At 69.9% G+C, this 12850-nt stretch carries 10 protein-coding genes; 4 read left to right on the top strand and 6 right to left on the bottom strand.

All coding sequences use genetic code 11. The features are described from left to right. Positions 1–213 precede the first annotated feature (213 nt). The gene (locus A3CU_RS0112045; RefSeq protein WP_027942506.1) at positions 214–690 is read left to right on the top strand and encodes an Lrp/AsnC family transcriptional regulator; all 477 of its coding nucleotides are present in this window, start codon (positions 214–216) and stop codon (positions 688–690) included. A 148-nt stretch (positions 691–838) separates the two neighbouring features. Further along, a complete protein-coding gene (locus tag A3CU_RS0112040) occupies positions 839–1243 on the top strand; it encodes an SsgA family sporulation/cell division regulator (RefSeq protein WP_027942505.1) in 405 nt (134 codons plus the stop codon). A gap of 92 nt (positions 1244–1335) precedes the next feature. Here A3CU_RS0112040 and A3CU_RS49730 read toward each other — a convergent pair whose 3' ends face one another. Beyond that, positions 1336–1995 carry a hypothetical protein gene (locus A3CU_RS49730; RefSeq protein ID WP_156960323.1) on the bottom strand — a complete coding sequence of 220 codons (660 nt, stop codon included), beginning with the start codon at positions 1993–1995 and terminating at the stop codon, positions 1336–1338. A 246-nt stretch (positions 1996–2241) separates the two neighbouring features. Continuing rightward, positions 2242–4533, bottom strand: a complete 2292-nt coding sequence (locus tag A3CU_RS0112030; RefSeq protein ID WP_027942503.1) for a molybdopterin-dependent oxidoreductase — start codon at positions 4531–4533, stop codon at positions 2242–2244. A 46-nt stretch (positions 4534–4579) separates the two neighbouring features. On the opposite strand from A3CU_RS0112030, the gene A3CU_RS44460 reads away from it, so the two are divergent. After that, positions 4580–6028: a purine-cytosine permease family protein gene (locus tag A3CU_RS44460; RefSeq protein WP_052371651.1), complete on the top strand. Its 1449-nt coding sequence runs from the start codon at positions 4580–4582 to the stop codon at positions 6026–6028. A gap of 296 nt (positions 6029–6324) precedes the next feature. Here the strand turns inward: A3CU_RS44460 and A3CU_RS55410 are convergent, their stop codons facing one another. Beyond that, positions 6325–8127, bottom strand: coding sequence for a 2-dehydropantoate 2-reductase (locus tag A3CU_RS55410; RefSeq protein WP_027942502.1), 1803 nt, complete (start codon positions 8125–8127; stop codon positions 6325–6327). A 202-nt stretch (positions 8128–8329) separates the two neighbouring features. Then, complete coding sequence (locus A3CU_RS55405) at positions 8330–8746, bottom strand: hypothetical protein (protein ID WP_342668908.1); 417 nt, start codon at positions 8744–8746, stop codon at positions 8330–8332. Here A3CU_RS55405 and A3CU_RS55400 point away from each other — a divergent pair. Continuing rightward, complete coding sequence (locus tag A3CU_RS55400) at positions 8733–9020, top strand: L,D-transpeptidase (protein WP_342668907.1); 288 nt, start codon at positions 8733–8735, stop codon at positions 9018–9020. The genes A3CU_RS55405 and A3CU_RS55400 overlap by 14 nt on opposite strands. 600 nt (positions 9021–9620) lie before the next feature. On the opposite strand, the gene A3CU_RS0112005 is transcribed toward A3CU_RS55400, so the two are convergent. Beyond that, a complete protein-coding gene (locus tag A3CU_RS0112005) occupies positions 9621–11666 on the bottom strand; it encodes a helix-turn-helix domain-containing protein (RefSeq protein ID WP_027942500.1) in 2046 nt (681 codons plus the stop codon). Next, a complete protein-coding gene (locus A3CU_RS0112000) occupies positions 11663–12784 on the bottom strand; it encodes an Hsp70 family protein (RefSeq protein ID WP_027942499.1) in 1122 nt (373 codons plus the stop codon). Before A3CU_RS0112000 ends, A3CU_RS0112005 begins: the two co-directional genes overlap by 4 nt. Positions 12785–12850: the final 66 nt, after the last annotated feature.

Raw genomic sequence — 12850 nt, 5'->3', positions numbered from 1 at the left:
ACACATACGGCCACCCGGCTGGCGGGTCGCGGTGCCGGACGGATCACCGGCCGGTGCGCCACCCCGGCGCCGGCGACCGGACCGTAGCGCGGCTATCCACAAAGGACGCTCCGGCGCCAGGCGGGTCGGCCTCCTGCGGTTTTCCGTCCGGCGGCGGCGCACGACGCCCGGCTACGGAAAGTTGGGCAACCGGTTTTTGGCTACTATGCGTAGGTGCGTGCCGCTGACCTCGACCATCTCGATCACGCGATTCTACGGATGCTTCAGGAGGACTCCCGGACGATCGCCGAGACGATCGGGGCGCGGGTCGGCCTGTCGGCCGCGGCCGTGCAGCGCCGGATCAAGCGGCTGCGGGCCAACGGGGTGATCGCCCGTGAAGTCGCCGTGCTCGATCCCGAGGCCGTCGGCGTCGGGATGACCTTCATCGTGGCCGTGGAGATGGAGCACGGGCAACGCGACGTGCTCGACGCGTTCCGCAAGCAGGCCCTCGCCGACGCCGCCGTCCAGCAGTGCTACCACGTGACCGGGAGGACCGATTTCGTGCTCGTGGTCAACTGCCGCGACCTGAGCGAGTTCGATGCCTTCACGAACCGGATGTTCTTCGACAACTGCGAGGTCCGGCACTTCACCACCAGCGTGGTGCTGGACCGGATCAAGGCCGGGCTGACCATTCCCCTTGATGGCGGCTGACAGACGTCCGCGCAGATGTTACGCGTTTAATGCTTTTACACCGGATCGCGTGAAAGTTTCGCGGCACGCATCATGATCTACCGCCTACCGCCCTCTCCTGGCTGTCCATCTCGTTCGCGCCGGCGAACCTTGACCGCGAGGAGGGCACATGAGCTGCGATACCGTTACCCGAAGCCAGTTCGTTTCGTTGAATGGCTCGACCGCACCCGTTCTGTCCCGACTGTCCTATGTGGCCAGCGAGCCGTTCTCGGTGAACATCGCCTTCCGCACCGACCGGGGCCAGTGGGTTGAATGGACGTTTGCCCGTGACCTGCTCGTGACCGGGTTGTCCCAGCCGGCCGGCATCGGCGACGTGCGCGTGCGGCCGGACCTGGCGGCGGACGAGAACATCGTGCTGCTGGAGATCGAGTCACCGGACGGCTATGCCCTGGTGGAAATCGAACGCGAGGACATCGAGCGGTTCATCCAGGCATCCGCCGAGGTCGTCCCCTTCGGCATGGAAAGCGAGCGGTTCGACATCGACGCCTTCATCGCCGAAATCACCAATGTCTGAACCAATGACCGATCCAAAACCCTTGGTGCATCAGAATGAGCGGCGGACCCGCTTGCAGTGGGCCGTCAGCTTGCACCGCCACGCAAACCGCTTCAAAACTGTCTACCCGCGAGTGCGCCGTCGGCTTGGTTGTAGGCGTCGATGAACCACTGGAGCTGCGCGAACCGGCTGGTGAGAGAGTCCATCATCCGGGTCGCCTCGTCCAGCATGGCGTCCGCGCGCGGCAGTCCGGCCGGACTGGTCGGCGTACCGGCCGGCTCGGACCGCGAATGCCGGGCCGTGTCGTCGGTTGCCTTCCTACTGCCGGCACCCGGCTTCGTCTTGGCGGCCGGCGTCGGGGACGGCGAGCCGGCGGTCGCCGGTACCAGCGGAGTCACCTCCGGCGGCGGCGGAGCCGGCACGCTCGACTGGTCCTCGTTCACCAGGACGCCGGTGTTGCCCGTGGCGATCGCCGGCACCTGCGCGACGTCCTCGTGCGCGAAGATGCCGCCACCGATCCACCCGAGGGCGACCAGTCCGACCGCCGCGCAGGCGAACGACGCCTGCCGGCGGACTCGGCGCAGCACGCCGCCGATCGATCCTCCTCCGGCCGGCGCCACGGGCCGGAGCTCGCCGGATTCCGGCTCGCCGAGTTCCGGCGATGGCGGGTCCGCGGGCGGGGGCGTGCTCGCCGCGACGATTCCGGTGCGATCGGTAAGCCGCACGTCCGCCACGAGGTCGCCGGACCCGCTGCGCAGGATGGTGCGCACCATCAAACAGTCCTCCATCGGCACCGCATGACCAAGGCCCCGTTACCTCGCTGCCAATTCCGGGCCGCCTGGCCGTACCCCCAGCGAACCGAGGCTCGGCCGAAGCTACCAGCATGGCACGTCAAGTAACCTGATAATGTCTCATATTTCCCTCTTCACCCGCCAAATTGACTCGATTGGGTGATAGCTTCCGCTTTTCCGGCTCCGGGTCTGTCGCTATGGGTGCTGATCTTGCGTTTTGACGCGTTCTCACCTCAAGTGCCTGATCGGCGGCGGCGCATTCACCGTCAACTGTCCAGGCGTGCCGTCATAACGCTCGATCTCGACCAGCACATGCCCTCCGGTGGCGCCCTGCGACAGCCGCGAGGACGGCAGGTCCGCGGTCAGCACGTTCGGATTCCCGTGCACGCAAAGGGATCCGTCCGGGTCGAACCACGCCCCGGTGGGCAGCCGCACGACACCGGGGCGCAGGCCCTCGGTCAGCACCGCGCCGACCAGGCAGGCGCCGCGGTCGTTGAACACCCGGACCACTTCTCCCTCGGCGATTCCCCGGGCCGCCGCGTCCGCCGGATGCAGCCAGATCGCCTCGCGCCCCGCGACCTTGGCCGCCTGGCTGACCTCGCCGCCGTCGAGCTGGCTGTGCAGGCGAGTCGACGGCTGGTTGGCGATCAGGTGCAGCGGAAACCGGGCGGCGCGCGGCCCACCGAGCCATTCGGTGGGCTCGAGCCAGGCCGGGTGGCCGGGACAGTCGGCGTAGGAGAACGACCGGACCCGCCGGGAGGTGATCTCGATCTTCCCGCTCGGCGTGCGCAGCGGGTGCGCCACCGGGTCACGCCGGAACTCGGCGAACAGCGTGCGTTCGGGGCCCGCCTCGGGCAACCGGTATTCGCCCGCGGCCCAGAAATCCACAAAGGACGGTATGGCCAGGCCTCCGGCCCGAAGATCCGTTCGCCAGGACTCGTAAAGATGTTCCAGCCAGGCGCGCGCCGAACGGCCCTCGGTGAACTCCGCGGCGATCCCCAGCCGGTCCGCCAGCCCGCCGAGAATGGTGTAGTCGTCCCGGGCCTGCGCGAACGGCTCGGCCACCCGGTGCATCGCGATCAACGACGTGTCGCGCCGCCCGGCGCCGAAATCCTCCCGCTCCAGCGGGACCGTGGCCGGCAGGACGAAATCGGCATGGCGAGCGGTGGCGGTCCAGAACGGCTCGTTCACGACCACCGTGTCCGGCCGGGAGAACGCGGTCCGCAACCGGTTGAGGTCCTGATGGTGGTGGAACGGGTTGCCGCCGGCCCAGTAGACCAACCGGATGTCGGGATAGGCACGCACCGTGCCGTCGTAGTCGTAGCGCTCACCCGGATTGAGCAGCAGGTCGGCGATCCGGGCGACCGGAATGAACTCCCGTACGGGATTGACGCCCTGCGGCAGGTGCGGGACCCGGAATTCTCCACCGATGCCGCCGACGTCGCCCATCGAGCCGTAGCCATGGCCGAAACCACCGCCGGGCAGGCCGATCTGGCCGAGCATGGCGGCCAGCGCGATCGCGGCCCACACCGGCTGCTCACCGTGCTCGATGCGTTGCAACGACCAGGTGACCGTGACCAGGGTCCGGGCCGCGGCCATCCGCCGGGCCAGCGCCACGATGTCCGCGGCGGGCAGATCCGTGCGGGCACTGGCCCATTCCGCGTCCTTGGGCACACCGTCCTCGGCGCCGAACAGGTACCGCTCGAAGTCCTCGTAACCGACGCAGTAATCGCGCAGGAACTCCTTGTCGTGCAAGCCTTCCGCGGCCACGGTGTGCGCGAGTGCCAGCAGCAGGGCGGTGTCGGCGGCGGGACGGATCGGGTACCACCGGGCGTTCAGGCCGGTCGGCAGGTCATCCCGGATCGGGCTGATCAGCGCCACCTCGGTGCCTCCTCGCCCGAGCTGTGCGAAGAAGTCCGGCGTGTGGTGCCGGGCGACCCCGCCCGGGATCACGGAGACGTTCTTCTCCGGCATCCCGCCGAAGGCGACCAGCAGTTCGGTGTGCGCCAGGATCGTCGGCCAACTGGTGCCGCGGAAGAACACCTCGTGCGCACTGCCGACGATGTGCGGCAGCACCACGGCGCTCGTCCCGTGGCTGTAGGTGTTGCGCCCCGCGGTGAAACCGCCGAAGGCGTTGAGAAACCGGTGCAGCTGGCTTTGCGCGTGGTGGAACCGCCCGGCGCTGGCCCACCCGTAGGAACCCCCGAAGATGGCCTGGTTGCCGTGCTCTTCGCGGACCCTGCGCAGCTCGGCGGCGAGCAGGTCGAGCGCCTCGTCCCAGCCGAGTGCCACGAAGTCGTCGTGACCACGGGCCGGGTCCGGACCGGGGCCACGCTCCAGCCAGCCACGGCGGACCGCGGGCGTGGCGACCCGGGTCGCGTGCCGGAGCGAGGCGGGCAGGTTGCCCAGCAACGGCGACGGCGACGGGTCCTCGGGGTGCGCCGCCACCCGCAACCGCCCGGACGGGTCAAGCCCGGCGGAGAAGGCTCCCCAATGCGAAGTGCTCGGCCTGAGATCCATATCTCCACACCTACCAGCGGGTTTGGCCGTGTGAAAGTGTGCTCCCATGAACGACGACGCGCCGACTGCGTTGACCGCCGATGCGTTCGGCGGGCGGATGCCGACCCGCGCCGGTGATCTCGCGGTCGAATCGCACGGAATCGCTCCCATCCCGGCGGCCAACCGCTTCGGCCGCCCCGTGCGCCTGCTCACCGTGTTCTTCGCACCGAACCTGACCATGACCGCGGTGTTCTCCGGCACGCTGGCCGCCGGGCTCGGACTCGGCTTCGGCACCGGGCTGGTCGCCCTCATCGTCGGCACCGTGCTCGGCTCCATTCCCGTCGCCTACCTGGTCACCTGGGGCCCACTCACCGGCACCGCGCAGCTCCCGTTCGCGCGGCTGCCGTTCCGCCGTGCCGTTGTGCTCCCCGGCGTGGTGCAGTGGGTCAACTCGATCGCCTGGGACGCGCTGGTCGGGTTGTTCGGCGGCGACGCGCTGGCGCAACTGACCGGCCTGCCGTTCTGGCTGGCCGTGGCGATCGTGCTGCTGCTGCAATGCGCGGTGGGTGTGCTCGGCTACGAGGTGATCCACCGAGTGCAGGCGGTGATGACCGTGGTGACCGCGGTCTTCTTCGTGGTGCTGACCATCCGGCTGCTTTCCGGGCAAAGCATCGTGGTGGCCGACACGGTCTCGGGTGCCGAGCTGGCCGGAGCGTTCATCCTGTTCAGCACCATCGCGTTGAGCCTGGCGATCTCGTGGGCCAGCTACGCCTCCGACTTCAGCCGCTACCTTCCGTCGAAGACCTCACGCCCGCGTGCGTTCATCTACACCTTGCTGGGCCTGACGCTTTCCTTCGGCTGGGGCGAAACGCTCGGGTTGGCCGCGGGGCAAGCGCTGACCGACCAGACGACCGCGGGTATCCGGACCCTCCTCGGCGGCGGGGTGCTGGGTGCGGTGGCGCTGCTGGTGATCACCCTGACCGCGGTGTCGTCCAACGCGATGAACGACTACAGCGGTTCGCTTGCCCTGCAGACGATCGGGTTCCGGGTGCGGCGACCGGTGTCCGCGGTGGTCGTCACCGTGATCGCGTTCGCGCTCATCCTGTGGATGCACAGCGGTGATCTGGCGTCGAAGTTCCAGGACGTGCTGCTGCTGATCGGCTACTGGATCCCGCCGTTCGTCGGGGTCGTGGTGATCGACTGGTGGCACCGGCGAAGGCACCGTCGCAGCTTCGACGTGCTGGCAGACCTCGCCCGGCCACAGCCCGGCTGGCCCGCGCTGGTGGCCTTCCTGCTCGGCTGTGCGGCCGCCGTGCCGTTCATGAACACCACCGTCTTCACCGGGCCGGTCGCCTCGGCCCTGCACGGCGCCGATCTCGCCTACTACGTCGGACTCGTCGCCTCGGCGCTGGTCTACGCCCTGCTCCGGAGGGTCACCGCGGCAACTCCGATCGACCGGAGGTGGGTCGACGGTGCTGTAGGCAGCGACCCTGAGGGGGAACCGGGTCAAGGGTGAATCGTCAAGGGACGACACGAAAGACGGCGATCTCCGATCGGGCTAGCGCTCGTAGCGAACTGATGGTGAGGTAGCCCACATGGCACAGGCCGCCGGCCGTTGTGAGAGCCGCCACGCGGCGAGTGTCAAACCCTCTGCTCGCCATCGCAGCTGGCGAGCAGAGGGTACCTGTCCGACAATCAGCGAGACCCCTCAGCACTGGGTTCGGCAGTTGTCAGGCCACAGTTTTCATGAGTGACCCGTTACTGACGAAAAGCGGCACAAACTTCTCACTCATGCCAGACGGAACATGCGGGCTAGGTTTCCACTGAGCGTTCTACTGGGCGGTCGGGCTGGTTGGACCACTGGGACCACGAGCCGGGGTAGAGCGCGGCGTCGATGCCTGCGATGGCCAGCGCCGCGATCTGGTGGGCGGCAGTGACCCCGGAACCGCAGTAGACGCCGACCGGCCCGTCCCCGGCGCCCAGGGCGCGAAAGCGCTCGGCCAGTTCCGCGGCCGGGCGGAACCGCCGGTCGGGCCCCAGGTTCTCCCCGGTCGGGGCGCTGAGCGCGCCGGGAATGTGGCCGGCCCGCGGGTCGATCGGCTCCTGCTCGCCGCGGTACCGCTCGCCCGCCCGGGCGTCGAGCAGCACGCCGGCGGACGGCAGGGCCGCGGCCTCGTCGATGGTCAGCACGGGCAGGTTTCCCGGCTTCAGCACGACATCTCCGGGCTCCGGAGTGCGACCGAACCCGGTCTCCAGCGGTCCCTGCCACGCGTCGAGACCACCGTCGAGAAGCCGCACGTCGGCGACCCCGGCCCACCGCAGCAACCACCAGGCACGCGCGGCGGCGAGGTTTCCGTTGCTGTCGTAGGCCACGACCCGGGACCCTTCCCGTACGCCCCAGCGCCGGGCCGCCGCCTGCAGGTCGGCCGGCTCCGGCAGCGGGTGCCGTCCCTCGGCCAGAGTGGGCGGGGCGGCGAGTTCGGTGTGGAGATCGACGTACACCGCGCCGGGAATGTGCCCGTCGAGATAGTCCTGGTGACCGTGTGGATCGCCGAGCACCCAGCGCACGTCGAGCAAGATCGGCGGCTCGGCCGACTCGAGTTCCCGGGCGAGTTCGCCGGCGCTGACGAGCACCGGGGTTCGACCGGGGGTCCGGAGCTCGGCAAGATCCGCGGAACCGGGCGCGGCTCCGTGCTCGGCGGCCAGCGCGATCCTGCGTTGCAGCGCCTCGTTCAGCGGCGTCGGTACGCCATGCAACCGGCCCAGCAGCACGATCTCCCCGTTGAGGAAGTCGCCTTCGGCCGAACCGGTGCCGCGCGCCAGGCTCTGCCACGTCGAGCTGCCGCCCCGCGACCGGCCAGGGATTTCCGCGATCGTCGCGACCGAAACGTCCACTTCGGACTCTCGGACCAGGTCGGCGACGGCGATGCCGGCCGCGGCGAACACCCGCCGCGCCTCGGCGCGCAGTTCGTCCATCACCCAGCCGGCCCGCTCGCCGTAGAGTGCGTCGACCGCGTTGCCGACGTTGCCCAACAGTTTGCCCGCCTTCCAGCGGATCAGGTCCGGCACGAGCTGAACGGCGAAATCCGCCGTGCCCAGATCCTCCGCGATCGCGTGCAAACGCGGATCGTCCGCACCCGCGGGATAGCCGCCCAGCCAAAGGATGCCCGGCTTCTCGGCACCTTCGGCGCTGACCTCGCCCGGTGTGAGGTAGGTGCACGGCAGCCAGACCGACGCGCCGAAAACCGTGCCGAACCGGCGCAGCGCGGCACGCTCGTTCTCCAACCCGTTCTGCAGGCTCAGCACCGGCAGATCGGCCGCGACGCCTTCGCCCGCGGGACGCCACGCCCACTCCTGCAACGCCTGCTCCGTCTGCTGGCTCTTCGTGGCCAGAACAAGCACGTCGTCACCGGTCAGCGTGACCTCCCCGGGATGCTCGGCGACCGGCACCCGGACCTGTCGCGTACCGCTGGGACGGAGGTAGCGCAGGCCGTTTTCGCGAATGGCGGCGCCGTGCTCGCCGCGTGCGAGGAGGACGACCGGAATTCCGGCCAGCTGCAGCTGCGCGGCCACGGTCGAGCCGATCGCACCGGCTCCGATGATGACGTATCGCATGACCCCATCCTGCGCGATCGCCCTCCGCAACAAAAACGTGACCACGCCGGAGTCAACGCGGGCATATCGTCCACGTCTAATCGACGACGGTGATCCCAAAGTCCGTGTTCGTGCTTCGGCGAGTAGAAACCGCGCCCGCCGAAGGCCTCGCGAACGCGGCTGCGGGCCGCGAGCGGAGGTCGACCGGATGTGCCTTGCGAGGTCACGGTCCGTAGACGCGTTCGTCGATCGCGCGTTTTGACAACCAGAGTGATGATCCGAACGGGAATGGTGGCTCGATGGTGAAGAAGATCCTGGCGGCAGTGGGCGGCCTGGCCACGGCGGTGGTGCTGGCCGCTTGCTCGTCTCCAGCCACCGACAACGCGGCCATCCAGCCCGCGGCGGCGGCGAGCAGCGTCGAGCAGACCAGCTCGGCCGCGCCGACGACCACCACGCCGCCGGCGAGCACGTCGAGCAGCACGCCACCGCCGGCCACCTCCACGAAGTCCTCCTCTTCGACCTCGAAGACGACGCCGAAGCCGAAGCCCACCACCGCCGCTCCGGGTGTGCCGTGCTCGATCAGCAGCGGCGCCTGCGTGAGCCTTTCGGCGAAGAAGGCGTGGCTGGTGCAGGACGGCAAGGTGATCTACGGACCGGTACCGGCCCTCGGCGGGCGCAAGGGCAACGCGACCCCGACCGGCATGTTCCGCGTGCTCTCCAAGGAGAAGATGCACCTCAGCCGGGAGTTCGACAACGCGCCCATGCCGAACTCCGTCTTCTTCTACCCCGGGGACGCGTTCCACACCGGAAGCCTGTCGACGCCGTCCCACGGCTGCATCCACCTCTCCAGCACCGCTTCGCTGAAGTTCTTCAACACCCTGCAGATCGGCCAGGCGGTCCAGATCCTGCCGTGATCATTCGCCGCCAGGACTGCTTCCAGGGTCTGTATCAACGTGGATCAGAACCATTCGTTGATGCGGCGGGGCGGATGGTTGAGGGCGGCGGGGCGGATGGTGGCTTCGTAGCGGGTGGCGACGGTGCTGTGTTCTCGTTCCAGGCTCTGGAGGCGTGCCTGGCAACGTTGCCGGAGTAGTCCTGCCTTCGGTGTCTATGTTCCCAACCCGGAACTCGGGTGCCTGGACCAGGAACTCGGGTGCCTGGACCCGGAACTCACGTGCCTGAGCCGGGGACACGCCCGCCCGAGCCGGGAACTCACGTGCCTGGACCGGGGACACGCCAGGTGCTGGCGTGTCCCCGGCTGGGGAGGGCGAGTTCTGGGTTCGGGAGGGCGAGTTCCGGGCTCAGGAGGGCGAGTTCCGGGCTCGGGAGGGCGAGTTCTGGGTTCGGGAGGGCGAGTTCCGGGTTCGGGTAGGAACGCCAAGATCCAGCCCGACCACCCCAACCGACTTCGACGCAGGCCCTTGGGGTCGTGCGCACTGCACTGACCGGGCGAGCCGGCGGCCGCCGCTTACCGCGAGGCGCCGCGCACCCGAGCACGACGAACAGCTGTCCGGTTACGACATGCCTTTGGTGGTTGGGGCGAGTTCGGCGCGCAACTCGCTGAGTAGCTCCGAACGGCTCGACGCGCCCAGACGCTGGCGCATCCGGGCCATGTGGTGCTCGACGGTCTTGGCCGAGATGAACAGCTGGTCGCCGACCTGCTTGTAGGTCAGCCCGGCGAGCACCAGTTCGGCGACCTGGCGTTCCCGCTCGCTCAACCGGGCGGGGGCTTCAGACGGGTCCGGCTCGCGACCCTGCAACACCCGGGCGCAGTCGAGCAGGGTCACCATCGCCTTGCGGTCCGCGGTGCGGATGGCCGCCTGTCCCGCGAGTCGCGCGCCGTCCCAGCACAGGCCGGCGCCGTGCAGACCACGCGCGGCGCTCTCCACCGCGATCGGGTCGACGTCTCCGCGGAGCACCTTCAGCCAGCATCGGGCCGCTTCGGCCATCACGGCGAAATACGGGCCGGCACCCGCGCCGGCACACAACGCCGACGCGTGCTCCGCGGCCTCGTCGGGCTGCTCGGCCAGGATCGCGGCATGCAACCCGCTCCAGTGCAGCGCGGTCGCCCACAGCGGCGGATCGCCCAGCGCGGCCAGCAGTTCCCGCGCCTGCCGCAGATGCGGCGCGAGCCGGTCACGTTCCCCCAGCCGCGCCGCCGCGACCTCGAACTCGCCGAAGGGCAGGAACGTGAACAGATCCACCGGCTGCCGGATGACCGCCTCCCGCGCCTGGCCCCAGATCCGGCGCAGCCCGGCCAGATCGGCGGCCCGGCGCGCCAGCCCGACCCGCAGCCCCACCGCGAACAGCCAGTCCCGTTGCGCCAGCCCGTCCCCGGCGGACTGCAGCCGTGCGGCGGCCACCTCCCGGTCACCGCGCAGCATGGCCGTCCACGCCAGCAACAGGGTGTGCCGCGCGACGAGCGAACCGGACTCGATCGCCCGCTCCAGCAAGGGTTCGGCGATCGCGGCCTCACCGCAGTTGAGGGCCACCAGCGCGCCGAGCGCGGCCGGGCTGTCCGGCAACAGCATGCCCGCCGACACCGGCTCCAGCATCTCCGCGGACCTGACCAAAGTGGACAGCGCGACGGCCGGCTGCCCGCCGAGCGACTCCAGCACACCCTGCGCGGCCGAAGACACCGCACCGGACAGCAACGTCGGCGGACCGTCCATCGTGGACTGTTCGAGCAGCTTCTCGGCCTCGGCGGGCCGGCCGGTGCCGACCATGCCGATCGCCGCGAAACAGGCCGACGGGCCGGTGTCCGACCATCGGAACAGTTCCGCGCTGCGGGCGAGCTGACCCCGGTGGGCCAGCGCGGTACCCGCGATCCGCGCGCCCTCGGCCCGGTCCGGCGCATGCTCGGCAACGATCATCTGATCGGCCAGCCGGAGCGCCGCGTCGAAGTCACCGGCTCTGGCCGCCGCCTCGGCCCAGCGCGGGCCGACCGCGCGATCCGGCATCAGCTCCCGCAGCGCCCGCGCGACGATCGGCAGCACCGTTCCGTCCGCACCGAGGAAACCCGCCGCACGCGCGGTTTCCCTGGTTTCGACGGGAAAGTCGGCGCGGGGGTCGAGCGTGAGCAGGAACCGCAGCACGTCTTCGGGCAACAGGTCCAGTTCACGGCGGAACCCGGTCAGGTCTCCGCCTTCGGCCAGCATGCGCACGAAGCCCGGCACCCCGCCGGTCTCCGCCTGGACGGAGTCAGGCGAAAGATCTTTGCCCGTCCTGCGCAGGAAATCCGCCGTCCTGGTCCGGTCGAACGGGCGCAGCACCAATTGTCCCCGTAGCCGCGCGAGAACCTGGTTCAGCGCGGCAGGCCGCGGGTACGGGCGCGCGGCGATCACCACGCTGGCCCCGTCATCGAGCAACCGCGCCAATTCGGCGAGTTCCGCGTCGCCGAGCAGGTGGGCGTCATCCACCAACCGCGCATTCGCCCCGGCGAGGCGTTCGAGCACGGCGGTCTTGCCGTAACCGCCGGGCGCCACCATCGCGAGCCGGACCGGTGTGCCGGAGGAGATCGCCGCGCACACCTTTTCCGTGGGCTCGTCCAGCAGGATCACGACCGGCCTCCCTTGACGAACCGGCGTTTCGGCGGTTCCAGCGGAGTCACCACGACGGGCGGGCGGGGCGGGACGGGTTCGGCGTCGAACCCGTCGTCCACATCGTGGTCGGGCAGGCTCGGCACGCGCGGCACCAGCGCCGTGGATCCCGGCAACGCCTCGACCGGCGGCCGGGCCACCAGCGCCGCACCACGGCAGACGGCCGTCCCGGGGTCGGGATCGACCATCACACGGGCCTCCAGCGTCTCCGCCGCGAGCGCGGCAACCAGCGGAATCCGGGCGGTGCCACCGGCCAGCAGGACGGTGGAGACCGAAGCGTAGCGGCTGAGCGGGGCCAGGCAAGCGGACAGCAGCGGCCGGATCAGCCGTTCGAACTCCGGCCGGGTAACGCGCACCAGATCACCGGGCACCGGAATCGTGACCTCGGGTGCCATGGACAGCATCTCCTTCGCCCTGAGGCAGGAGCCTCGGTCTTCCGCACCGACGTGCTCGGCGAGCAGATCGTCGATCGCGGCCCCGGCCTGCGGGCAGGGCGACTCACCGTGCCCGATCACCTCGAAGGTGCCCGGGTTACGCCGCAGGACCGCGAGGTCCACGTGCTCGCCACCCAGCCGGCACACCACCATCGTGGTCCCCACCTCGACGCGTTCGCGGACCAGGTGGCTCTCGGCGGCCGCGATCGGGCCGGGCAGCAGCAACGTCCCGGGCAGGCCGGCGTCGGTCAACGCGTCGCGGAGCAGACCACGGCGGTAGGCGCCCCAGCCCGGCGGATGGGTCAGCGCCACCCGCTCGGGTGGCACGCCCTCCACCTCGGTGACCAGGTCGGTCACCCAGCCGGCCGCGGCGGCCGTGAGCGCCTGGGGACTGTACAGCTGGTTACCCAGCTGGATGGGCACCTCGTCCCCGATCCGGCGCAGGAAGCGCCGCGCCATCCGCGAGCTTTCGACACCGGCGACCAAATTGTCCAAACCGACCTGCACGGTCTCGTCGGGCGCCACATACAGGACGGACTCGAAGACCCGCACGACTTGCGGCTCGGCCCAGGATTGCCCGGCCCGGCGGCAAATCGCGGCCGCGATCCGGGTGCTCCCGATGTCAATGCCGAGCACGTAACGCATAGGGCTTCATTCGTACCAGCGTCACTGAACCGCGGTCACATCCCCTAATCCCCTAACGCCGATCCC

This window comes from Amycolatopsis taiwanensis DSM 45107 (assembly GCF_000519205.1).
Lineage (GTDB): Bacteria > Actinomycetota > Actinomycetes > Mycobacteriales > Pseudonocardiaceae > Amycolatopsis_E > Amycolatopsis_E taiwanensis.
Note: the sequence above shows the minus strand (reverse complement) of the source record. Positions and strands in the feature narration are given on the sequence as shown.